The 24,577-nt window shown below is 59.7% G+C and carries 18 protein-coding genes; 4 read left to right on the plus strand and 14 right to left on the minus strand.

The features are described 5' to 3' along the window. Positions 1-107 precede the first annotated feature (107 nt). Together cmoA and cmoB are read left to right on the plus strand one after the other, a co-directional pair. On the plus strand, positions 108-851 hold the full coding sequence (gene cmoA / locus LQ215_RS18725; protein WP_003198073.1) for a carboxy-S-adenosyl-L-methionine synthase CmoA: 744 nt from the start codon (positions 108-110) through the stop codon (positions 849-851). Continuing rightward, positions 848-1,804, plus strand: coding sequence for a tRNA 5-methoxyuridine(34)/uridine 5-oxyacetic acid(34) synthase CmoB (gene cmoB, locus LQ215_RS18730; RefSeq protein WP_230152017.1), 957 nt, complete (start codon positions 848-850; stop codon positions 1,802-1,804). Before cmoA ends, cmoB begins: the two co-directional genes overlap by 4 nt. A gap of 125 nt (positions 1,805-1,929) precedes the next feature. On the opposite strand, the gene tadA is transcribed toward cmoB, so the two are convergent. From tadA to treP, 8 genes are all read right to left on the minus strand, one after another. Beyond that, complete coding sequence (gene tadA / locus LQ215_RS18735) at positions 1,930-2,427, minus strand: tRNA adenosine(34) deaminase TadA (protein ID WP_230152018.1); 498 nt, start codon at positions 2,425-2,427, stop codon at positions 1,930-1,932. Continuing rightward, on the minus strand, positions 2,427-3,803 hold the full coding sequence (locus LQ215_RS18740) for a multicopper oxidase family protein (protein ID WP_230152019.1): 1,377 nt from the start codon (positions 3,801-3,803) through the stop codon (positions 2,427-2,429). Before LQ215_RS18740 ends, tadA begins: the two co-directional genes overlap by 1 nt. A 153-nt stretch (positions 3,804-3,956) precedes the next feature. Further along, positions 3,957-4,364 carry a DUF6632 domain-containing protein gene (locus tag LQ215_RS18745; RefSeq protein WP_230152020.1) on the minus strand — a complete coding sequence of 136 codons (408 nt, stop codon included), beginning with the start codon at positions 4,362-4,364 and terminating at the stop codon, positions 3,957-3,959. 345 nt (positions 4,365-4,709) lie between these two features. Then, positions 4,710-4,997, minus strand: a complete 288-nt coding sequence (locus LQ215_RS18750; RefSeq protein WP_230152021.1) for a PTS transporter subunit EIIB — start codon at positions 4,995-4,997, stop codon at positions 4,710-4,712. A gap of 2 nt (positions 4,998-4,999) precedes the next feature. Then, positions 5,000-7,534, minus strand: coding sequence for a phosphoenolpyruvate--protein phosphotransferase (gene ptsP, locus LQ215_RS18755; protein ID WP_230152022.1), 2,535 nt, complete (start codon positions 7,532-7,534; stop codon positions 5,000-5,002). 74 nt (positions 7,535-7,608) lie between these two features. Next, positions 7,609-8,832: a maltoporin gene (locus LQ215_RS18760; protein ID WP_230152023.1), complete on the minus strand. Its 1,224-nt coding sequence runs from the start codon at positions 8,830-8,832 to the stop codon at positions 7,609-7,611. Between the two features lie 144 nt (positions 8,833-8,976). Next, positions 8,977-10,623 (minus strand): alpha,alpha-phosphotrehalase, encoded by a 1,647-nt coding sequence (gene treC / locus LQ215_RS18765; RefSeq protein WP_230152025.1) that lies wholly within the window; start codon positions 10,621-10,623, stop codon positions 8,977-8,979. Positions 10,624-10,695: 72 nt separating this feature from the next. Further along, positions 10,696-12,138 (minus strand): PTS system trehalose-specific EIIBC component, encoded by a 1,443-nt coding sequence (gene treP / locus LQ215_RS18770; RefSeq protein WP_230152026.1) that lies wholly within the window; start codon positions 12,136-12,138, stop codon positions 10,696-10,698. 244 nt (positions 12,139-12,382) lie between these two features. Here treP and treR point away from each other — a divergent pair, with 244 nt between their 5' ends. Continuing rightward, positions 12,383-13,087: a trehalose operon repressor gene (gene treR / locus LQ215_RS18775; protein WP_230152027.1), complete on the plus strand. Its 705-nt coding sequence runs from the start codon at positions 12,383-12,385 to the stop codon at positions 13,085-13,087. A 350-nt stretch (positions 13,088-13,437) separates the two neighbouring features. On the opposite strand, the gene LQ215_RS18780 is transcribed toward treR, so the two are convergent. Further along, entirely contained in the window at positions 13,438-13,962 is a 525-nt protein-coding gene (locus LQ215_RS18780) for a helix-turn-helix transcriptional regulator (protein WP_230152057.1), read from the minus strand. Positions 13,963-14,247: 285 nt separating this feature from the next. On the opposite strand from LQ215_RS18780, the gene LQ215_RS18785 reads away from it, so the two are divergent. Further along, a complete protein-coding gene (locus LQ215_RS18785; protein WP_230152028.1) occupies positions 14,248-16,914 on the plus strand; it encodes an AAA family ATPase in 2,667 nt (888 codons plus the stop codon). Between the two features lie 71 nt (positions 16,915-16,985). Here LQ215_RS18785 and LQ215_RS18790 read toward each other — a convergent pair whose 3' ends face one another. The 5 genes from LQ215_RS18790 to LQ215_RS18810 all read right to left on the minus strand — a co-directional run bounded on the left by LQ215_RS18790 (position 16,986) and on the right by LQ215_RS18810 (position 24,482). Continuing rightward, positions 16,986-19,271, minus strand: coding sequence for a restriction endonuclease (locus LQ215_RS18790; RefSeq protein ID WP_230152029.1), 2,286 nt, complete (start codon positions 19,269-19,271; stop codon positions 16,986-16,988). Positions 19,272-19,672: 401 nt separating this feature from the next. Continuing rightward, a complete protein-coding gene (gene guaA / locus LQ215_RS18795) occupies positions 19,673-21,250 on the minus strand; it encodes a glutamine-hydrolyzing GMP synthase (RefSeq protein WP_047227488.1) in 1,578 nt (525 codons plus the stop codon). Between the two features lie 79 nt (positions 21,251-21,329). Next, positions 21,330-22,799, minus strand: coding sequence for an IMP dehydrogenase (guaB, locus tag LQ215_RS18800; RefSeq protein ID WP_230152030.1), 1,470 nt, complete (start codon positions 22,797-22,799; stop codon positions 21,330-21,332). Between the two features lie 296 nt (positions 22,800-23,095). After that, positions 23,096-23,644: a sugar ABC transporter ATPase gene (locus LQ215_RS18805; protein WP_230152031.1), complete on the minus strand. Its 549-nt coding sequence runs from the start codon at positions 23,642-23,644 to the stop codon at positions 23,096-23,098. A 70-nt stretch (positions 23,645-23,714) separates the two neighbouring features. Beyond that, on the minus strand, positions 23,715-24,482 hold the full coding sequence (locus LQ215_RS18810; RefSeq protein WP_230152032.1) for a sulfite exporter TauE/SafE family protein: 768 nt from the start codon (positions 24,480-24,482) through the stop codon (positions 23,715-23,717). Positions 24,483-24,577: the final 95 nt, after the last annotated feature.

The following is a 24,577-nucleotide window of genomic DNA, read 5'->3' on the forward strand; positions in this document are numbered from 1 at the left end:
GTCAGCATCTGCATCAACTGACTGTCCGCTATCGCGAGCAAGCTCGCTCCCACAGGTTTTTTGGTTAAAATGCCGGCCTTTTCACCACCCATGCCGCTGGAACCGCCGTGAGCAAAGATCCCGATCGCCTATTCGCCCAACCCCTGGCCCAAGTGCCGGACTTCGCCTTCAACGAGGACGTGGTGCGAGTGTTTCCGGACATGATCAAACGTTCGGTGCCGGGTTACCCGACCATTGTCGAAAACCTCGGCGTGCTCGCCGCGCAATTCGCCCAGCCCAATAGCGTGCTCTACGACCTGGGCTCGTCCCTGGGCGCCGTGACCCAGGCCCTGCGCCGCCACGTGCGCACTGACGGTTGCCGGGTGATCGCGGTGGATAACTCGGCGGCCATGGTCGAGCGCTGCCGTGAATACCTCAACGGCCAGGACTCGATGTTCCAGGAGCTGCTGCCGGTGGAAGTGATCGAAGGCGACATCCTCGCCCTGACGTTCCAGCCAGCCTCGGTGGTAGCCCTGAACTTCACCTTGCAATTCATCGCGCCGGACCAGCGCACCGCATTGTTGAGCCGCATCCGCCAGTCCTTGCTGCCGGGTGGCGCCCTGATCCTGTCGGAAAAGTTGCGCTTCAACGATGCCGAGGAACACGCCCTGCTCACCGACCTGCACGTGGCGTTCAAGCGCGCCAACGGCTACAGCGAGCTGGAGATTGCCCAGAAACGCAGCGCCATCGAAAACGTCATGAAGCCCGACAGCCTCGAAGAACACCGCGAACGCCTGCTGGCGGCCGGGTTCTCGAAAGTCGTGCCGTGGTTCCAGTGTCTTAACTTCGCCTCGTTGATTGCCCTGCCATGATTGATCTGTCCCCCCTCGCCCGCCATCTGGCCGGCACGCCCCTGGCCGATTGGGCCGCGACGCTGCAGACGCAACTCGACAGCAAGATGGAAAAGGGCCATGGCGATCTGGAGCGTTGGCAAAGCGCGCTCGATGCGCTGCCGACCTTGCAACCCACCACGGTCGATCTGCTGAACGGCCTGACGCTCGACGCCGATTGTTCCGACGAAACCCGTGTACAGATGCGTACCGCGTTGATGGGCCTGTCGCCATGGCGCAAAGGCCCTTTCGACCTGTTTGGCGTGCATGTGGACACCGAATGGCGCTCGGACTGGAAGTGGTCACGGGTGGCCCCGCACCTGGACCTGAAAGGCAAGCGTATCCTCGATGTCGGCTGCGGCAATGGTTACTACATGTGGCGGATGCTCGGCGCCGGGGCCGACACGGTGATCGGCGTCGACCCCAACTGGCTGTTCTTCTGCCAGTTCCAGGCGGTGCAACGCTACCTGTCGCAGCCCAACGCCTGGCATTTGCCGTTCCCCTTCGAGGCTCTGCCCGCAGAGCTGGAAGGCTTCGACACGGTGTTCTCCATGGGCGTGTTCTACCATCGTCGCTCGCCGATCGAGCACCTGCTGGCGCTCAAGGACTGCCTGGTCAAGGGCGGCGAACTGGTGCTGGAGACCCTGGTGATCGAGGGCGACGAACACCAGGTGCTGGTGCCCGAGGACCGCTACGCGCAGATGCGCAACGTGTGGTTCCTGCCGTCGGTCCCGGCCCTGGAGCGCTGGCTGCGCCGCGCCGGGTTCAGCGAGGTGCGTTGCGTGGACGTGAGCCTGACCACCGTGCAGGAGCAGCGCAGCACCGAGTGGATGAAGTATCAGTCGCTGAGCGACTTCCTCGACCCCGCCGACCACAGCAAAACCATCGAAGGACTGCCGGCGCCGATGCGGGCGGTGATTGTGGCGCGTAAATAAACAGCCCGAACACCACAAAAACCTGTGGGAGCGAGCTTGCTCGCGATAGCGGTCTGTCAGGCAACATCGCTGTTGAATGTCAGGCCCTCATCGCGAGCAAGCTCGCTCCCACAGGGGATCAGTGTTCAACCTTGCGATTTGGCTCTTCGGGCCTTGAAGAACTCACTCAGCACGGTGCTGCACTCCTCAGCCAACACCCCGCCCTCGTACATCACCCGATGGTTCAGGAAACCCTGGTTGAAGAACTGCCCCTGGCTCTGCACGATGCCGGCCTTGGGCTCCAGGGCGCCATAGACGACCCGGGCGATACGCGAATGAACGATGAGGCCGGCGCACATGCTGCACGGTTCCAGCGTCACGTAGAGGGTGCTGCCGGGCAGGCGATAGTTGCTCACCGCCTGGGCGGCGGCGCGGATGGCGACCATTTCCGCGTGGGCGCTGGGGTCATGGCCGCTGATCGGGCAGTTGAAACCGCGCCCGATGATCTCGCCGTCCTGCACCAGCACCGCGCCCACTGGCACTTCGCCCAGGGCGGCGCCTTGTGCGGCGAGGGCCAGGGCTTCGCGCATGAAATCCTGGTCACGGCTGCGGTCGATGATCCTGGCAGGGCGAATCTGGCGCATCAAGCCACCTCGATGGCGGCCATCAGGCCGGTTTCCATGTGGTCGATCACATGGCAGTGGAACATCCATACGCCTGGATTATCCGCCACCAGCGCCACCTGCGCCCGCTCGTTCTTGCCCAGCAGGTAAGTGTCGGTGAAATACGGCACGACCTTGTGCCGGTTCGACGCGATCACCTTGAAGCTCATGCCGTGCAAATGGATCGGATGCTGGTACTGAGTCATGTTCTTCAATTCGAAAATGTAGCTCTGGCCTTTTTTCAGCGTGGCGATTGGCCGGTCGGCGCAGGTCTTGTCAGTGATGTCCCAGGCCTTGCCGTTGATCTGCCACAGGCTCGGCGGCTTGCCATTGTCGACATTGACCGACACCGAGCCGACCCATTCGAAATTGAAGTTGAGTTTTTCGGCATTGGCCAGGTCCGGCTCGGACACCGGGTTGGGCGGCAGCGCCGGCGGCCATTGGCTCGGCGCGTCACTGTTAGGCACCGAACGCAAGGTTCCCAGGCGCACCGGGCCATTGCGCAACGACAACTCTTCGCCGGCTGGCGGGGCCTTGATCGCCAGGCAAATGCGCATGCCCGGGCCAAGCCAGTATTCCTTGCCCAGCGGGCGCGGTTCGATGGGATTGCCGTCCAGCGCATAGATCTGCGCTTCGACGCCTGGAATGTTGATGCGGTACGTCAGGGTGTTGTCCAGGTTGAGCAAGCGCACCCGGGTGATCTGCCCGGCCGGCAAATCAATCACCGCTTCCGCCACGCCGTTGATGGTCGCCAGCCGCCCAGCCGTGCCGCCACGCGCCGCTTCACGGGGAATGCTGAACGCGACGAACTCGCCCTGCTCGTCCACATGCCAACTCTTGAGGCTCAGGGTCTGCTCGTATTTGAAGCCGGTGGGCTCACGCTCTTCGATGATCAACGGCCCCACCAGCCCACGCCCGAGCTCTTCGCTGCTGTTGACGTGAGGGTGATACCAATAGCTGCCGGCGTCTGGCACACGGAACTTGTAATCGAAATACTCGCCCGGCAACACCGGCAATTGCGAGACATACGGCACGCCGTCCATCTCCAGCGGCAAACGGATCCCGTGCCAATGAATGGTGGTGGCGACCGGCAGGTGATTGATGAAGCGTACCCGCAACCATTCGCCCTGGCGCACCCGCAGCTCGGTGCCCGGCGCCGAGGGGCCAAACGCCCAGGCCTGGGTCTTGTGCCCGGCTACCAGTTCGACGTCCAGCGGCGCGGCGATCAATTCATAGTCGTGACCGGCCTCGGCATCGGCGCGCTTGCCCAACCAGTACCGCGACGCACCTCCTGCACCCACGCCAACGACAACAAGACCGGCCAGGCCACCGAGTATTTGGCGACGGGTAAAGGACATGAACGCGACTACCTCTGGATCTGCGACGGACCGGTGGGCCCGCAAAAGGCGAATACGATACACCCGCAGATGAGAAACAGTAAGGCCAGGCAAAATGAAAAAAACCCTATGGAGGTTATCCACAGGGTTTTTCCGTAGGCACCGATACGGTGGTCAATCGTTCGGCAAACGCGCCTTGTCACCACGTGGCATGAAAAAAGCCAGCGCCGCCGCGACGATGAACAAGGCGGGCACATCGCCGAGCAGATGGCCGTAGTGCGACGCCCCATCCGCCTCGACGCCAAACGACTGCACGGCCATGATCGTGCCGTGCACGATGCTCGACCATACCGTGAACCAGATCAGGCTCAGGTGTTTCATCGGATCGCGCGATGCCATCAGCAGGAACACCCCCAGCGTCGCGTAAATGCCGACGATCATCAGCGGATAGTGGGAATGGCCGCTGTGCCACGCCCAGCCGGACGGCCACAGGTTCATCAGCGGCCAGATCGCGAAGACGGCGATCAGGCCGACAACAATCAAAACGATGCGCAAGGCGGCGAGTTTTTGAGTGTCATTCATGGCAGGCTCCTTATTGCGGCGTGTTTGTCGCCGCAACGGTGCCAGGAGTATAGAACGCGCTGGCACCCGCACCGATCTCCCTTGTGGCGAACCGCTTTTGTGGCGAGGGCATAACGGTCCATCTGAGCCAGATCGCAGCTTGCTTAAAAGTGCTTAAAAACATGGAGTTGTAATTTGTTCCATGAGAGCTGGCTCCCGTTGGGCTGCATGTAGGAGCTGCCGAAGGCTGCGATCTTTTGATCTTGATCTTGATCTTTCGCTTGCGACTCAATTGCCTGGGACAAGATCGCAGCCTCGTTGCACTCGTCAGCTCCTACACAGATCCTACACAGCTTCTACAGTGCTTCAGCCTTGCAAGCCGGTGATCAGGTGCACCACGCCGTTGTCCAGCGTCATCACGCCTGCCACACCGGCGGCACTCAAGCCCATCCGATCGATCCGCGCCACATCCCGCAGTTCCACCCGCAGCCGCGTCAACGCCACGGGCTGATGGGACTTGAGGTTATCCGCACCGCCCAACGCAGCGATAATGGCCGGCGCCAGCCCATCCACCGCGGCCGGCCGCTTGGGTTCTTCCGGCACCAGGTCCGGGGTCAGGGCTTTCCAGAATGCCTGTTGCAGTTTGTCGAACATGTTCAATGCTCCATGGCCAGGGTGGCCGGGGTGGCCGTGGATGAGTGAATACGCAGGAGGTCTCGCACCTGCTCGGCGCTTTCCTGGCCCAGGGCCTGTTGAGCCAGCGTGCGGCACTCGCTCAGGTTCCATTCACGCACGCAGGCCTTGATCGCCGGAATCAGCGGCACACTGACCGATAGCTCATCCACGCCCAACCCCAGCAATACCGGCACCGCCAGGGGTTCCGATGCCAGTGCGCCACACACCCCGACCCACTTGCCATGGGCACGGGCGGCTTCGGTCGTACGGGCGATCAGGCGCAACACCGAGGGATGCAAGCCGTCGGCCTGGCTGGCCAGGCGTGGGTGGTCACGGTCCATGGCCAGGGTGTATTGGGTCAGGTCGTTGGTGCCGATAGAGAAGAAATCCACTTCAGGGGCGAACAGGTCGGCCATCAACGCCGCCGCCGGCACTTCGATCATGATGCCCAACTTCGGCGCCTGCTTGAGTTCCAGGTGACGGACCTCTTCGTCCAGCATCTGCCGCGCCAGGCGCAGCTCCGCCAGTTGCGTGACCATGGGCAGCATGATGTGCAACCGCGCCGGCCCCGAACAGGCAAGGATGGCCCGGAACTGTTCGCGCAGCAGCTGGGGGCGCTCCAGGCACAGGCGAATACCGCGCATGCCGAGAAATGGATTGGCCTCATGAGCCATCGGCACATAGGCCAGCGGCTTGTCCCCGCCCACGTCCAGGGTACGTACCACCAGGTTGCGCTCCGGCCCCAGGGCCCGGGCGACGGCGCTGTACAGGGCCGCTTGCTCGTCATGGCCAGGTGGCTGCGCACGATCCAGGTAAAGCAGCTCGGAGCGCAACAGCCCGACCCCTTCGCCGCCCAGGCTCATGGCCTGCTCCACATCCCGTAGCGACCCGACGTTGGCACTGACCTCGACTCGATGACCGTCCAGGGTACGCGCCGCCAGGGCCGATTGTTCGAGGTCACGCTGATGCCGCTGGCGCTGCCGGTCAGCAGCGGCCTGACGTTGTTCGATCAGGGTTTGGTCCGGATTCACGTGCAGTTCACCGCTGTCGGCATCCAGCAACACCCGGGTGCCGTTATCCAGGGCCAGCACGGGGTGCGCCACGCCACACAACGAGGGCAGGCCCAACGCACGGGCCAGGATCGCGACATGGCTGGTGGCGCCGCCGCCCACGGTGACGAAACCGGCAATGCGCGAAGTGTCGAGGCTGGCGGTCTGGGATGGCGTCAGTTGTTCGGCCACCAGAATCGACCGTTCAGCCAGGTTCCAGGCGTTGTCCTTTACCCCCAGGATCAGCTTGAGCACCCGCTGCCCGACGTCGGCCAGGTCCGCTGCGCGCTCGGCCAGCAAAGCGCTGCCCAATTGCTGGAACAGCGCGGCGCTCGCCTCGGTGGCGGTTTTCCAGGCGAACGCCGCGCTCTTGCCCTCGCCGATCAAGGCTTGGGCCTGCTCGAGCAAGGTGGGGTCTTCCAGCAACTCTTGATGGGCGCGAAAAATCTGCGCCTGGACACTGCCCGCCGCCTCGCCCTGCAACGCCTTCAAGGCTTGGGTCGCCTGCTCCAGCCCTTGATCCAGGGCTGCCTGTTCAGCCTCGATGCCGGCCCCCAACTCCTCGATGTCCAACACCTGGGAGGCGATCTGGACCACCTCGCCAAACGCTGAACCGGGCGACGCGCAGACACCCCGCAGCCGGCCAGGTATCGATGGCTCGACGACGATGGTCGGCACCAACGTCAGCGGCGCCTGCACCGTTTCGCCACACCCGGACAGCAGCAATTGCTCCAACGCTTCGATGGCTTGCCCGGCCTGAGGGCCGGCGGCGCTGATCTGCACGCTGTCGCCCTTGGCCGTCTGCAACGCCATGACCGCGACCAGTGATTTTGCGTTGGCGCTGGCTTGCTGCTTATGCAGTTGGATCTTGGCATCAAACCCCTTGGCCGCCTGGGCGAACACCGCGGCAGGACGGGCATGCAGGCCACTTTCATTGGGTACAATCAGCGACCTGGAAAACAGCACCGAGCCCTGCTGCGCCTCGTCGACGAGCCCTTGTTCCGCCGGGCCCACACGCAACAGCGGAACGCCACTCTCGATACAGCTCGCCTCGTCCCCAAGCAGGCTGAAAGGTTCGCCACTGACCACCAGCATCAGCGTCAACAAGCTGCGCGCGTGCAAGGCGATGTAGTCGGCATCGAAATCGATCAGCGGCTGGCCGGCCTCGACCCGTTGCCCCATGGTCACCCGCGAGGTGAACCCCTTGCCCGCCAGATTGACCGTGTCCAGACCAATGTGCATCAGCACCTGGACGCCGTTGTCAGCGGTGACACTCACCGCATGGGCGCTGTCCTGAAGCGTGCCGATGACACCCGACAGCGGTGCGCAAAGGGTCTGCGAGGTCGGATCGATGCAGATGCCGTCCCCCACTACTCGGCTGGAGAAGACCGGGTCCGGCACGCTGTCCAAGGGCATCAAGACACCGGACAGCGGTGCGAGCAATTGCAAAGGTTGCGTTGTGTTCATGAGACTTCACCTGCTGCTGTCTGTTCTTTTTGGCATCACGGGCACGCATCGATCCGCGACCCGCGCTACACGGGTCATTTCCACCAGTATTCGACCTGCAGGCCCACGTTGGAACCATGTCGCGCACCGCCAAATACACCGGTGTCCGACAGCGCCGAGCCGGCTGCCAGTTCATTGGCTGCACGCTTGGCCGCCTCGTTCCAACTGGCGTAGGTGTAGTAGAGGCGTATTTCCGGGCGAGCCCAGAATTCCGGGCCCTTGGGCGACCAGGTGGGCGCAAAGGTGAATTTGCTCAGCTTGCGTGTTCCATCGCTGGCCTGGACCTGGTCATGGCCCAGTTCGGCCACCAGCTTGAACTGATCGGTGATGGCGTACGCCGGGCGAACCCCCAACGACAGCCAGTCCTGGTCGGCGCCATCGGGGCGAATGTCCTTCTGGTACACCGCCTGCACCTGCCCGCCGAAACGCGGCGTGACCTGCCAATCGAAAAACTCCACCAGACGATAACTCTTGTTGCTGTCGTCCAGCCCAGTGTCGCCGGTATAACCCAGCCCGGTGCCGGGCCCCTCGCCATATTGCAAGGCCAGTTTATTCTTCCCACCCAGGAAGTCCTGCTGCACATGCTGGGCGGTCAAGGCCCAGCCGCGATGGGCGTCGCGCCGGTCCGCCCGGTCGATGAAGCTCAGGCCAAATTCCAACTCGCCGCCGGGGTTGGTCTTGAAACCGGCGACGTTGAAGTCATGCCGGTTGACCGGGTCTTTCTGGTACAGGTTGTCCTTGCGCGAGAAGGCGTAGCTGTATTTCAACCCGCCGATCAGCACATCCTCGATCCCACCACCGGTAGCACTCTGGTTCCAGTAGTAGAAATCCGAGATATGGATGTCGTTACGTTTGTAGTAACGCCGACCGGCCCACAGTGACCCGCCGTTCAGGCTGGGCATGTTCGACCATTGGGCATACATCTGCGGCATGCGCGCCGAACCGTTTTCACCCTGGAAAGTCGGCGTGCGGTCATAGCGGTTGTACAGCGATGCCATGCCGTCCACGCTCAATACCGAGCCGTCGTCGAGGGTGAAAAGATCCTGGCGCAGTTCCAGTTCCCCGTACTGCTCGCATTCATTGCCCAACCGATATTTAGTCTGCGCCCCAGGCAACTGGAAGCACGATTGGGAACGGCCATTGGTCGCACTGCCGATGCCGCTGCGCAGATAACCGGAAAACTCCAGGGCCTGAACCGGAAACGGCAGCGCCAGGCAGATACAGGACGCGGCAAGGCCACGGTTTATTATTGTTTTCATACGCCTCTCCATTATTTCTTATTGTTTTTTTGCTCCATGACTCCCCCCCTTGGCCGCCATCTGGCTGACGACAAAGGGCCCACGATGCGTCTGGCGCAACGTGTTCGCTGTCAGGCATTGCCTGGATCAGGGGAAGTTTTTTATTCAGTCGCTCAGGTGCAACACAAACGACTCGTAGGGCCGCAAGCGCAGCCGTCGGTATCGGTGCTCGCTGGCCTCATAGTTGCCGATCACCCAGCGTTGTTTCGTATCCTCGCTGAGGATCCCTTCGGGCAGCTCCACGTCGCAGTCGCCTCCATAAAAGTGGCTGACCACCAACAGGCGCTCCCCCTGCCCTTCGCGCAGGTACGCCCATACGTGCGGATGGTCGGGCAACAGCAGACGGTAGACGCCGTCCTGTATCAAGGCTTCGCTGCGGCGCAGGGCGATCAATTGACGGTAGTAATGCAGCACCGAGGTCGAGTCTTGCTGTTGCTGCTCGACGTTGATGAAAGCGGCGTTGGCAGGTACGCCGATCCAGGGTTCGGCCCGGCTGAAACCCGCGTTAGGCCCGGCATTCCATTGCATCGGCGTGCGCCCGTTGTCACGGGACTTCTGCATGATCGGCGCCATGGCCTCGGCCTCCGACACCCCGGCGTTGCGCTTGAGGCGATAGATGTTCAGGGTTTCCACATCGCGATACTGCTCGATGTGCTCGAAGCCTGGATTGGTCATCCCCAATTCCTCGCCCTGGTACACGAACGGGGTGCCCTGGAGAAAGTGCAACGCCGTGGCAAGCATCTTCGCCGAAGGCTCGCGGTACTCACCGTCATCGCCGAATCGCGACACCACCCGCGGCTGGTCATGGTTACACCAGAACAGCGCGTTCCAACCGTCACCGGCCTGCATGCCGACCTGCCAGTCGGACAGGATGCGTTTGAGTTCGAGAAAATCGAAGTCGGCCCGCACCCACTTTTGCAGGTTCGGATAATCCACCTTCAAGTGATGGAAATTGAACGTCATCGACAGTTCACGGGACGCCGGGCATGAATAACGAACACAGTGCTCAAGGCTGGTGGACGACATCTCGCCGACGTTGATCAGGTCGAACCCTTCGAAGACTTCCCGATGCATTTCCTGCAGGTAGCGATGCACGTTGGGGCCGTCGGTGTAGAAACGCCGGCCATCGGTGTGGTCATCAGGGAAGTCGGTCGGCTTGGAGATCAGGTTGATCACATCGAGACGAAATCCTCCCACGCCCTTGTCCCGCCAGAAACGCATCATCTTGAACACTTCGGCGCGCACCTGGGGGTTGTCCCAGTTCAGGTCAGCCTGGGTGTGGTCGAACAGGTGCAGGTAATACTGGCCGGTCTGCGCTTCGTACTCCCAGGCCGAGCCACCGAACTTGGATTCCCAGTTGTTCGGCTGGTCGCGCCAGATATAGAAATCGCGGTACGGGTTGTCGAGGCTGCTGCGGGCGGCCTGGAACCAGGGATGTTCGATGGACGTGTGATTGACCACGATGTCGAGCATCAGCTTGATACCGCGCTTGCGCGCCTCAGCGATCAATAATTCGCAATCGGTCATGGTGCCGTAGCTGGGGTCGATGGCGTAGTAGTCACTGATGTCGTAGCCATTGTCCCGTTGCGGCGAACGCAGGAACGGCGTCAGCCACAGGTAATCCACACCCAGCCAGTGCAAGTAGTCGAGCTTGTCCACCACCCCTCGCAAATCACCGGTGGCCTGGCCGCCATGGCTGTAGAAACTCTTGGGGTAGATCTGATAGATCACCGAGCGTTGCCAGTCTTGCATGTGCGTTTCCTTCAGTCTGTTTTGTACCGGCCTCGCAGGCCTCATCGCGGGCAAGCCCGGCTCCCACAGGTGTCAGGCCACCCGATACCCTGGCCGGACGATCTTCATGCTCAACGCGCAGGTCAGGGCAAAGGGCACGCTCATGGCGATGACCATGCCAACCACGAACATCGGGATGTAGTCAGGCACGATCGAAATGAAACCCGGCAACCCCCCCACGCCAATCGCCGAGGCCTTGATCTTGTTCAGCGACAGGAAAATACAGCCCAGGGCCGAGCCGGCCAGGGCGCAATAAAAGGGGAATTTGTAGCGCAGGTTGACCCCGAACATGGCCGGTTCGGTGATGCCGAAATAAGCGGAAATAGCCGAGGTGGACGCCATGCTCTTGTCCCGCGCATTACGGGTCATGTAGAACACCGCCAGCGCCGCGCTGCCCTGGGCCAGGTTGGACATGACGATCATCGGCCAGATGAAGGTGCCGCCTTGGGTCGAGATCAATTGCAGGTCCACCGCCAGGAACATGTGGTGCATGCCGGTGACCACCAGCGGCGCATAGAGCAGGCCGAAAATCGCCCCGCCAATCACCGGTGCCAGGTCGAACAGCGCGACCATGCCTTCGGTAATCAGGATGCCCAGGTGCCGGGTGACCGGACCGATGATGGCGAGGGCCAGTACGCCGGTGATGACGATGGTGGTGATGGGGATCACGAGCAACTGGATGGCGTTGGGCACCCTCGCCCGCAACCATTTCTCGATCACGCTCATGACATAGGCCGCCAGCAGGATCGGCAGGATCTGCCCCTGGTAGCCGACTTTCTCGATGCGGAACCAGCCGAAGATGTCGAAGTACGGCAGGCTCTGGCCCTCCAGCCCCGCAACGGCCTTGCCGTAGTTCCAGGCGTTGAGCAGGTCCGGGTGGACGAGCATCAGGCCCAGCACGATGCCAAGGATCTCACTGCCGCCGAAACGCTTGGCCGCCGACCAGCCCACCAGGGCCGGGAGAAAAACGAAGGAGGTATTGGCCATGAGGTTGATCAGGCTCCAGACGCCATCCAGGTTCGGATAGGCATCGAGCAACGTCTGCCCGGCAATGAACATGCCCTTGGCGCCCAACAGGTTATTGACGCCCATCAGCAGGCCGGCGATCACCAGGGCAGGCAGGATGGGCATGAACACATCGGACAGCACCCGCACCAGGCGCTGCATGCCGTTGCCCTTCTGCGCGCCCTGGCGCTTGACGTCGGCAATGGTCGCGGCGGCCAGACCCGTCAATTCACGCAGGGCGGCATAGACCTTTTCCACCTCGCCCGGACCAATGACCACCTGGAACAGGCCACCGGTAAAAAACGAACCCTTGACCAGGTCGATCTGGTTCAGCGTGGCACTGTCCACCCGGGCCGCGTCCTTGAGGGACAGGCGCAGGCGCGTCACGCAATGGGCCGCCTGCTCGATATTGTCGACGCCACCCAAGCTTTGCAGCAGCTCACTGGCGATTTTGGAGTAATCGTGGCTCATGCTTTTTTCTTCCGCGTCATTCTTGTTATTGAGAGTCGACAGCACGTGGAAGAGAAAGTACTCGTCTGTACGAGTTAAATCAACAACTGGTACAGACGAGTTTTGTTTTTGTTTATGATAAGCCTTCGAAAACCTGGAAACGTCCTACGCTCCTGCCGTCAAAGAATGACAGCCGAATGGACAAATCCCCCACTTGGCCCGTAAGGTTCCGCCCCGGTGAACAGCGCGGTACAGAGCCCTCTCCATGAGTAAATACAACCAGATCTACAACGATCTGCTGACCAGCATTACCACCGAACGCCTTGAGCGAGGCGCCCGCCTGCCCTCCGAAACCGAGCTGATGGACAGCTATCAGGCCAGTCGCGGCACGGTGCGCAAGGCCATCGAACAACTCCAGGAGCGCGGCTTCGCCCAGAAGATCCATGGCAAGGGCACCTTCGTGCTGTCGACCCAGCCCATCGAATTCCAGCTCGGCGGCATCGTCAGCTTCCAGGAGACCTACCCGCGCCTGGGCAACGATGTCAGCACCGAAGTCGTCGAATTCAGCCAGTTGCCGTTGGAAGGCGCCCTGCTCGAACACATCAAGGCCCCCGCCGGAAGCCCGATCACCCGCATCAAGCGGGTCCGGCGAATCGACGGCAAGCGCGTGATCCTGGACATCAACCACTTCGTCAGCGACGTGATCCCCGGCCTCACCCGCGACATCGCCGAGCAGTCGATCTACGCCTTCATCGAACAGACCCTGCACCTGCAAATCGCCTACGCCCAGCGCACCATCGAAGCCGTCCGCTGCGGCAAGGACGACCAGCAGCACCTGGACCTTGAAGGGCAGAGCCATGTGATCGTGGTCAGCAACCAGACCTTTCTCCAGGACGGCCGACAGTTCGAGTACACCGAATCGCGGCATACGCTGGATAAGTTTTATTTTTCGGATGTGGCGCGGCGGTGAACACGGAAAGCCGTGTGGATATGGGTTCACACGGATTTGACTCGACCACAGCTTCTCTAATACCCAAGTCTGAAGGGCTTCAGCGGTCGACGGGCTTTCCCGGACGATATCGATCGATCACAACATCACCCGCTCCGCCGTCTTCCTCAAACCCCCGCGAGACGGCAACAGCGATTTCGGCCCATACCCCTACCTGTTGCAGCGCGGGCATTCCAGAAATGATGTCGTGCACCTGATCTTGTAGCTAACGGTTAAGGTTGTAAAAAAACGATTAGATAACAAGAGTCGCGCACAAAAACGATTACTCCTGACAACCGGCTCGTCAAACTGAGGAGAGGCTGAGATGTCTGTCACCCAACCAAAGCGTCCAACTCTTCGGAAGCCATACCAAGTAACCGTCGGCCTTCTTTCGCAACGTTGACCTGCAACGCCACCTGGGCCACATCCAACACATTCTTGGTAAGCGAATAGCTGCCCCTGGCCTGCAGCCAACCCAGAACATCTGCCAAATGCCAGATAGATGCACTCCCCTCATGCACCGGCGTCGGGAAGCTGCTCGGATGAGCCAACATCAGCTTGCGCATGTTCTGTCGAGATACGCCTACGATCTCAGCTACATCGGTCAGCCCGACCAAATCAGGCGCAACCTCGATCAATTTGGCCGACGGCACCGCGCGATGGACGTCGGCCAGAGCGCTAAGCACCGCCTTGACCGCATCAGGAGCTTCGCGAGTGAACTCAAGCGCCAGCCGCCCCGGCTGCCCGATGCCGACCAGGGCATCGTCGCAGCCTGCCTCACCCAGCCGCTCGACTAGTGCATTCGCGGCATAGCCATCGTCAGCAAGTTGATATTTCAAGGTAAAGATGTATTCCATTTCTTCGATCTCTTGCTTCGGGTGCGCTGGACGAATCATCCGTAATTGCCAGTATTTCCACGAGCCACAAAGTTGTCAAATGACAACCTCCCTCTTCTTTCAAACGGCCGCGCTCGGCAGCGTCTCAAAGGAAAGCCCTCCCAACGCCATCACGGCATGTCACTACGGCTGAAGATCTGATGAAACCTTTGACTGATGCTTGATTTTATACGTAGCAAATGAAAACGCCATCAAGATGATATTACGCTAAGCTGGACGCAACGGGGCGCCACCAAAGGAAAGGATATGGCATCGGCCAGGCAGGATTTTGAGCGTTTTGTGGGATGGCTTTATCAACCTGAAAAAGACATCCCTTCGGATGTCCGTCGTCTAGCTGCCTTGGTTTTGTCGAAATTTGATGAATTGGCTGGGACGTCGCGTCAACGAAGTCAGCGATCCATATATCTAGTTGAACTAATTCGACGAGAACTCGAGGGTACCGCAAACATTGCTCCGGTCGCAGCTGCTCAGGCTGATCTCGGGATATGGCCTTGGGCGAAACTTCGACATCTGACACTTGGTCCGTTTCGAGGCTTTCGAGCACCCGAGCCATTCGACCTCGCCAAGCAAATCATTCTTTTCTACGGCCCCAACGGTAGCGGAAAAACCAGTCTGTGCGAAGGACTGGAGTACGCGCTCTTGGGAGATGTCGAAGAGGCGGGAAGCAAGCGCATTGCAGCCCGCACTTATCTCGCCAATGTCCATGATGGGCGATTCAACGCACCAATACTGAAAGCGACCGATCAGCAAGGGCGAGAAGTAGATGTCGTTGCCAACGCTGACACCTATCGTTTCTGCTTCGTAGAAAAGAACCGGATCGACGCGTTTTCCAGAATCGCCGCACGCCCCAATGCCCAGCGAGCTGAGCTCATTGCCACCCTCTTCGGCATGGATCAGTTCAATGAGTTCGTGGGTCATTTCAATGAGAGCATCGATGGGCAGCTTATCCTTCTCGGCGAACGACAGTCCACATTGACTGCTCGCCGAAATGCGTTGGCAGCAGATAGGACGACCGTTGAAAATGAAGCGGCATCCCAGCAAGCACTGGCGGAAGAAGAGGCAGCCCTAGCGAAGGAGTACGACGCCGAGATCACATATGACATGCTTAAAGAGCTTATCGGTACCGCCGAAACTCCGGGTCGTCTTCAAGAACTCGAAGCAATTTTGGAAGCGGTACCGCTTAATGTGCTCGGCGTAACGCGCCAGGGCCTTCTTGATGCTTTTGAGAAAACGCACAAATGTGATGAGGAACTCAAAGACATCGTTGATGCTCTTCGGGCCAGAAGCGACCAAGTCTCTTTTAAGGCGCTGTATGACTCAGTCCTGGCACTACAAGAAGTTGTGGGAGACCGGTGCCCGGCGTGTGACACCCCATTCAAAGGTCAGACTCACGTAGCAGCAGATCCATATCTAAGGGCAGCCGAAGGGCTTAAACAGCTTGAAGAGCTTGGTGTTCTACAGGAGCAGCAACGGGTTACGCAGACCACACTTGGGCAAGCATCACGTGAGTTGCGTCAGATGTTCAGTCCCATCGCAGCTTTCATCGGAGCTCACCCCGGAGAAAATACGACCATTTTCCAGTGGATTGGCCAGCTCCCAGAAGAACCGGTTGGCTGTTGGTGGTCAAGCATCTACCCCCAAACGGTGGTCACTCAAGATGCACTACCGTCCCTTGATGAAATCCTGTCTGTGGTGGATCGCATGGCAGCACAAGACGATGCATCGTTGCGCGCTCAGCGGGATCGCCAGCCGCACATTACGGAGCGTCGACGACTCAACGAATTCCAGCTCAAGGTTCAGGCCCAGGATCTTAAGAGACAGCAACTGCAAGAGAACGTTGAGGCCGCGAATAGCCGTATCAATGCATTCGACGAAACAAATGCTGAGCTAATCGCCCAAGCGAACCAAGAGAAGCTCGACATAGAGCGGGATACCCCATTTAAGGGGACCTATGACCGATTTCTTGTAGAACTAAGGTCCTACAGGGATCAGCTCCCGGGGCAGTTGATAGCGGGACTCAACGACGCAGCCAAGGATCTTTACAACGCATTCAATCGCAACGATCGGGATGAGGACAAATTATTCGCACTGCACCTTCCAGTTGGTGGTGAAGGGAAGATTGAGATCTGCTTCCAAGGTAATCCGGACGCTCGGGTCGATGCACTTCATATACTTAGCGAAGGCCATATTCGCTGCCTCGGGTTGGCAATCCTCATGGCTAAGGCGAAAAGCATAGAATGCCCTGTCATCGTCTTCGACGATGCCATTAATGCAATTGACCACGACCATCGAGGCGGTATCCGAGAAACAATCTTTGAAAGTGACCACTTTGCTCAAACCCAATTAATCGTCACCTGTCACAGCAACGAATTCATCAAGGACATCCAGCAACACCTCCCCGTCCAGAGACGCAATGGTTGCCAGGTCTATCTGTTACGCCATCATGATGGCAACTATCAACCCAGAGTGACCGGCAACGTACCTAACGCAAACTACATCGCGAAAGCTAGGGCCGCAAGAGAGGCCCTGAATGATAGAGATGCCTTAGCAGCGTCACGCCAAGCCTTAGAAATGCTGTCTGAGAAGGTATGGCGTTGGCTCGGCAGTCACGACCAGGGAGTCCTAAATCTCATGCTCGCCGGGGTTGGTGCCGAGCCCGGGTTGAGAAACCTTTGTGAAGCACTGGTCAAGAAGTTACGGGATGCACAAACCTTCAACCATGCCAACAAGGTCCCCCTATTGACTGCCTATGATCGCATTTTGGGAATCCCAGCCAATAACCTAGTGTGGACGTACCTAAACAAAGGGACGCACGAAGAAGCTGACCGCGATGATTTTGATGGAGAGCTTGTGGAGTCAGTGGTTCAAACTTTAGAAGAGCTTGATCACCTCGATCTACGGGCTGGACGGTAGCGATGCGATGCTTGTGCCTTACCCATCCTTGGTACTCAGTTAGAAGTACTGATGCGAGTGTTGAACCTAGCCTAGCGATCAAGCAGAGGAGTGAAAAGGTCTCGAAGAGCTATATCGTCAAACGTCTCCCGGTCACTCTTGTTCGACGACGGAAAACTCGGAGAGGAGGCTCCACTGCTCCGGCCCTCAATCTCGCCTAAGCGATCCTCGATGGCTGAGACGGCTCTATACAACACAGCGTCCGGCACACCGAAACGCGGCGCGAACTTTTTCAGGGCATCGATCCGGTCCGACAGAGAAGACTCGCTATCATCTTCGCGAATGCGGCTGGTGTTCTCCTTGAAATCGTCGAGCACAGCTGCCTGTAAGGCATTGATAATACTGGTGGGTAGCCCCTTCGCTGCGTCCACCGCATCGACAAGCGTGGAGAGCATGTCACATGAACTCCAACGTATCGTGTCCGTGAGCGCCTTTTCGAGGAGCTCTAGGAGTTCGGCTTCGTAAATGAACGGCCGGCCGTAGCCTCTGTCGCCTAGCCGGCAAAAGAAGGCGATCAGAGTCTCCCCATCCGACCATGCACCGAAGCCCTGCTGTGGATTACGGGCAATCGCCATTATGCTGTCGGCAAACAGCCGTTCGTTCGTGAGCTGCCACCAATCCATTAGCATTCGGAGCCGCTTGGAGTTCGCGGCGTCATTGTATTCCAGCGAGCGGACATTACCAGCTCGCGGACGCCAGTGCGGACGTGTTTCGATCATCTCCAGCATACCAACGCAGGCTCTGGCGATCTTCGTTTGATCGGCTTCGCTGAGCCCGTTCGGATGCACGAAGTCCCACAGCCTCGACAGCCAATCGATGGAGACTGACGTGGGAACCAGGCGAATAAGGAGGTCCGTGTCTAGCAGGTAGGTTGAGAGATAGTCCTTGAGTGAGGGGTTGAGAAAAGAGACGATTGGCCCGCTGATGTTGACGATATTGACAAAGCTACCTTCCAGAATGCGAAGGGCTTCTTCGAAATCCTTAGGCCCATGTGCCAGACCGTAGGCCGTGCTCATCGCGATATGCAGGGTCTCGAAAGATGAGCGAAGGGTGGCGAGGTCAACCCCGTATTCCGCGAGGAAAAACATCGCCATCAAGAGGTGTCTGCACCGATGATCGATGTGCGTCCGGAAAGCGGTGTCCCAAATCTGGCTAGGGTTGTTCAGGGCGCCGATAAAAACTGCGGGATAGTTGGCGGGCTCGATATCACCGATGCGAAATGCATCGGTCATGGCCTCGATGACACGTGGGTTATAGTTCTTGTGATCAACAATTTCCGCGAGCTTATTGCTTTCCAATAGCGCCCGGATGTGCGCCTGCGGTGTCTCTAATACGAGAAGATGATTGTAGAGAATCCGCGCCTTGATGCGGCGGGTATAAATGCCTACATCGAGCACGTATTTCGTCACATCGAGGCGCTGATCGCCAAGATGCTCGGAGACTCTCCGGGCCTCCTCAAATATGTACCCCCTCGTCGTCAGGATAAAACGGGCGTTCGGTGAGCGCCGTACGCGGCTCATGAACCGCGCTAGATCAGAATCCTTGTGCGCCAGAGCTTGTCGGTCGAGGGCAACCTTTCCCAGGAAGTCGTCGAAGAGGAATACCTGCTTTTTGCTATCGGCAATGGCAGCGAAGCCGTCCTCCAGACTGCGGATGGGAACGAGCTCCCACTGCTCACTCAGGAAGGTGTAGCAGAGCATCTCGGCCAGTGTCGTTTTGCCTACGCCCGGCGGACCGGAGATGATGAGAAGCCTATGCTTCTCTAGCGAAGCTAGTGATTCGTCGAAGCTGGGGTTTGATGCGTACACGCGAACCTTCTGTTCAATGTCTTCCTGCGTGAACGCTGCAAAGGTATGAGCAGCCGCACGTACGACCCGCTCCAAAACACCCACGCCCGAGAGCCACAGTTTGATGTGCGACTTGAGGATGTCTGGATACTTCCGGAGAAGAGCGTTGATGTCCTCCGGACCAAAAATATCCGCCTCAGACTTCAGGCTTGGCCCTATGAGCGGGGCGAGCTTGCCCTTGCCGAGCGGGGTGAGCTTACAAGAGGTCGCAAGAATATATCGGGTGGGAGCCAGCTTATCGATTGATAAGCGCTCACGCGTCATGGCTGCCGTCAGCTTGCTGAACGGCGAACCTTCGTAATGTTTCGCCTGAAGGATGACGTTACCGCTGGCCTGCGCGTGTCGACCGTCAATGCCACCATCTGGCCCTGCACAGAATGCCTCGAAGCGAAGTCCCTCTTCTTTTCCGATGAGGTCCCGGACAAGATCCTCAAAGTCCGCTGATGAAAGATTTCTGAAGTCGTAACTCATGCTGCAGTATCGTCCATCGCAAATTTCGCTCCTCTTCATCTGCTGTTAGCAGACCCGCTATGCGGTTGCTAAGCAATCAGATCCTCAAGTATGGAATCAGCATCGCAGGGAAAACTAGATGCGATGATTGACCGACACCAGGCGTGCAGGGTCTGGTCGTGCGCTCCAAACGCGAGGGTTAGCTGTTGTAACCAAATAACCAGCTCTGCTAAGGCAACATGGTATCGAGCACCTAGCAAGGCATTTGGCTCAGTCAATGCCCGTACCATGCCACATAAATACAGTGCATGGCGATGCACCAAATCTGCCAGAAAGTGCCAGCCCCAAAACGCCAGAAGCCCGCAATTAAGCGGGCTTCAGGTTTTTTTGCTAGCGGCTACCGATCAGCGCCGGACGCCCCATCACTCCCACTCAATCGTCGCCGGCGGCTTGCTCGACACGTCATACGTCACGCGCGAGATACCTTCGATTTCATTGATGATGCGCCCGGAAACAGTTTCCAGCAGTTCGTACGGCAGGTGTGCCCAGCGCGCGGTCATGAAGTCGATGGTTTCCACGGCACGCAGGGCCACGACCCAGGCGTAACGACGGCCATCGCCGACCACGCCCACCGATTTCACTGGCTGGAACACCACGAACGCCTGGCTGACCTTGTGGTACCAGTCGGCCTTGCGCAGTTCTTCGATGAAGATGTGGTCGGCGCGGCGCAGCAGGTCGGCGTATTCCTTCTTCACTTCACCGAGAATCCGCACGCCCAGGCCCGGGCCTGGGAATGGGTGGCGGTAGACCATGTCGTACGGCAGGCCCAGCTCAAGGCCCAGGCGACGCACTTCGTCCTTGAACAGTTCGCGCAGCGGCTCGACCAGCTTGAGGTTCATCTCTTCCGGCAGGCCACCGACGTTGTGGTGGGACTTGATCACGTGGGCCTTGCCGCTCTTGGCGCCGGCCGACTCGATCACGTCAGGGTAGATGGTGCCCTGGGCCAGGTACTTGATGTTGTCCAGCTTGCAGGACTCGGCATCGAACACGTCGATGAAGGTACGGCCGATGATCTTGCGCTTCTTCTCCGGGTCGGACTCGCCGGCCAGGTTGTTCAGGAACTGCTCTTCGGCGTTGGCGCGGATCACCTTGACGCCCATGTTCTCGGCGAACATGGCCATCACTTGCTCGCCTTCGTGCAGGCGCAGCAGGCCGTTGTCGACGAAGACGCAGGTCAGTTGGTCGCCAATGGCCTTGTGCAGCAGCGCGGCAACCACCGAGGAGTCCACGCCGCCGGACAGGCCCAGCAGCACGTTGTCGGTGCCGACCTGGGCGCGCACCTGGGCGATGGCGTCTTCAGCGATTTTCGACGGGGTCCACAGGGCTTCACATTCGCAGATGTCGAGGATGAAACGCGACAGGATGCGGCCGCCCTGCTTGGTGTGGGTCACTTCAGGGTGGAATTGCACGCCGTAGTAACGGCGATCATCGTTGAACATGCCGGCAATCGGGCAGCTCGGGGTGCTGGCCAGGATGTGGAAGTCTTCCGGCATCTTGGTGACCTTGTCACCGTGGCTCATCCACACGTCGAGGCCGAACAGGCCGTCGGCGTCGATATGGTCTTCGATACCGTCCAACAAGCGGCTCTTGCCGACGACGTCAACGCGGGCATAACCGAACTCACGCAGGTCCGAACCTTCGACCTTGCCGCCCAGCTGTTCAGCCATGGTCTGCATGCCGTAGCAGATACCGAAGACGGGCACGCCCAGGTCGAATACGGCTTGCGGGCAGCGCGGGCTGTCGGCTTCGTGCACGGACTCGGGGCCGCCGGCGAGGATGACGCCTTTAGGCGCGAATTCGCGAATCGCTTCATCATCCATGTCGAACGGATGCAATTCGCAGTACACGCCGATTTCACGCACGCGGCGGGCGATCAGCTGGGTGTACTGGGAACCGAAGTCGAGGATCAGGATGCGGTGAGCGTGAATGTCGAGGGCCATGACTCATTCTCATGTAGTGAATCAGAAACAACTCGGGGCTGAATGAACAGCCCCGGTGATTAACGTTTTGCTGGAAGCCTTAACCTACGCGGTAGTTCGGCGCTTCCTTGGTGATCTGCACGTCGTGGACATGGGACTCGGCCATGCCAGCGCCGGTGATACGCACGAATTCCGGCTTGGTGCGCATCTCTTCGATGTTGGCGCTGCCGGTGTAGCCCATGGAAGAACGCAGGCCGCCCATCAGTTGATGGATGATGGCGCTCAGGGTGCCTTTGTACGGCACGCGACCTTCGATGCCTTCCGGCACCAGCTTCTCGGCACCCGCGGAGGAGTCCTGGAAGTAACGGTCGGAAGAGCCCTGGGCCTGGGACATGGCGCCCAGCGAACCCATGCCGCGATAAGCCTTGTAGCTACGGCCCTGGAACAGCTCGATCTCGCCCGGTGCTTCTTCGGTACCGGCGAACATCGAACCCATCATCACGCAGTAGGCACCGGCGACGATGGCCTTGGACAGGTCACCGGAGAAGCGGATACCGCCGTCGGCGATCAAGGGCACGCCCGTGCCCTCAAGGGCGGCGGCGACGTTGGCGATGGCGCTGATCTGCGGCACGCCGACACCGGCGACGATACGGGTGGTGCAGATCGAGCCAGGGCCGATACCGACCTTGACCGCATCGGCGCCGGCTTCGGCCAAGGCCTTGGCGGCAGCGCCAGTGGCGATGTTGCCGCCGATGACCTGCACGTCAGGGAAGTTCTGCTTGACCCAGCGAACGCGGTCGATCACGCCTTTGGAGTGGCCGTGGGCGGTGTCGACCACCACCACGTCTACGCCGGCATTGACCAGGGCGGCGACACGGTCACCGGTGTCCTTGCCGGTGCCGACCGCAGCGCCGACGCGCAGACGACCTTGATCGTCCTTGCTGGCCAGCGGGTAGGCCTTGGCTTTTTCGATGTCGTTGACGGTCATCATGCCCTTGAGGGCGAATTTGTCATCGACGATCAGCACGCGCTCGATGCGGTGCTTGTGCAGCAACTCGCGGACTTCGTCCTTGTCGGTGCCTTCCTTGACCGTGACCAGGCGCTCTTTAGGCGTCATCACTTGGCGGACGGTGGCATCCAGGCGGTTCTCGAAACGTACGTCGCGGGAGGTGACGATGCCGACCAGGTCGCCATCGTGCAGCACCGGAACGCCGGAGATGTTGTGCATGCGGGTCAGTTCGAACAGATCCCGGACCGTGGCGTCAGCCTCGATGGTGATCGGATCCTTGACCACGCCAGCCTCGAACCGCTTGACCTTGCGCACTTCGGCGGCCTGCTGTTCGATAGTCATGTTCTTGTGGATGATCCCGATACCGCCTTCCTGGGCCATGGCAATGGCCAGACGGGCTTCGGTCACGGTGTCCATGGCGGCGGAAACCAGGGGGATATTCAGTTCGATGCCACGGGTGAGACGGGTTTTGAGACTGACTTCGTTAGGCAGTACTTCGGAATAACCGGGCACTAGGAGAATGTCGTCGAAGGTCAGAGCTTCTTGGCTGATACGCAGCATCGCGGGGGCTCCCGAGCGGGAAAATGGAAGCGCGCCATTATACTCATGGACCCCGTCTGGCTCAATGTAAAACTCTGTCTATTATTGCCGGGGTGATTGACGGGCTAAATCACTGCACGCCCATCCAAGCTCAGAACCTGTTTGGAGCTGGGACAGGCTGGCCCCTGTGGCGAGGGAGCTTGCTCCCGCTGGGCTGCGAAGCGGCCCCGGCTTTTTGGCGGTTGCTGCGCAACCGAGCGGGAGCAAGCTCCCTCGCCACAGGGGTGGTGTTTCATCTCTACAGTGGGTGTTTCTCTCTACAACTCCACCTTCACCCAACTCACCGGCTGATCGAGCCAATCGGCGAATTCGTCGAGAAAATCCTGCTTGAACCCCGCCTCCAGCCAATTGTTGAAGATGAACCCCAGGTTGGAAAAGCCGCAGGGCTGCAGGAACAGGAAGCCGTTGATGTCGTCTTCATGACCGCATTCGGGGCAAGTGAAGTTGTCGCTGCGCGCCGGCATCCAGTCTTCCAGGCTTTCGAACAGCGCTTCGCCGACTTCCTTGCGGCACTCGGCGCAACCGGCTTCCTCGAGAAAGCCCTTGGCCGGTGTATAGATGCAGCGCTTGGTGATGATCTCCAGGCCATTGACTGCTTCACCGAACGGCAAGGCTTCAGGGTGCAGGACCACCTCGCGAGCACCTGGGGCGATGGCGTGGGCCATGCGATTGCCGGTGCGCCCGCAGGTGGTCAGTTGTTCTTCGACGATATTCTTGCGCACCAGCCAGCGTACGATCGCCCGGGCCCGAGGCTCGTGGACCGGCAGGGTGGAAATTTTCGGAACGATGATGCTTTGCGAGTTCATGGCGAGGCCTGGCTGTTTCCCTGGCAGGGTTTGATCAAAGGCCGGCAGCTTAATCCCTGGCGGGGCCAGGTCAAGCACTCAGGTAGCGCCCGATCAACGCGAGGCCGCTGGCAAGCACCAGCCAGGTAACCAGCCGCACGAACGCCTCTCGCGACATCTTCATGGTCAAGCGACGCCCTACCCACAACCCCAGCGCCATGGCCGGCAACAAACACAGCGCCAGTACCAACAAGGGTAGCTCGGCATACACCCCGGCCACGATAAACAGGCTCAGGCGCACCACGGTGCTGCAACTGATCAGAGCACTTTGCGTGGCGCGGGCCGGGTCCTTGGGCAAGCGACTGTTCAGGTAGATGGCATATAAAAAGCCGCCACTGCCAAACAACGCGCCGAACATCCCGCCCACCGTGCCCATCGGAACCGCCCACAGCGACGACAACTGTGTCGGCCTGGTCTTGATCAGCAAGCTGTAGATCGCATAGCAACTGATGAACACCCCCATCAACAGCAACAACAAATCGGACTTGAGGTTGAGCAGGAAAATCACCCCGAGGGTGCAGCCCAGCGCCATGCACGGCAACAACCGCAGCAGCTCCGGCCGGGACACGTCCCGACGCGACGGCAGCAAGTTGCCGAAGGCCGCGACAAAATCAAGCAAGACCAGCAGCGGGACGATTTTCGACAGGGGCATGAACAGCAGCAGGATGGGCGCGGCCACCAGCGCCGTGCCGAACCCGGCAATGCCGAAGACGATGTAGGCCAGGGCAATGGCCGAGCCAATCACCAGCCATTGCGTGGGGGCAAATGCCCATTGGCCCAACCATGGGAGAAGATTCATCCGGCACTTCCTTGATGGCGAAAGCGGCGACTTTAGCCAGATGGGGGGGGTACTTCCAGCATTTGTGGTGATAGACCTATCGCTATCGCGAGCAA

It is taken from the genome of Pseudomonas brassicacearum, from assembly GCF_918698105.1.
In the GTDB taxonomy this organism is placed as follows: Bacteria; Pseudomonadota; Gammaproteobacteria; order Pseudomonadales; family Pseudomonadaceae; genus Aquipseudomonas; species Aquipseudomonas brassicacearum_F.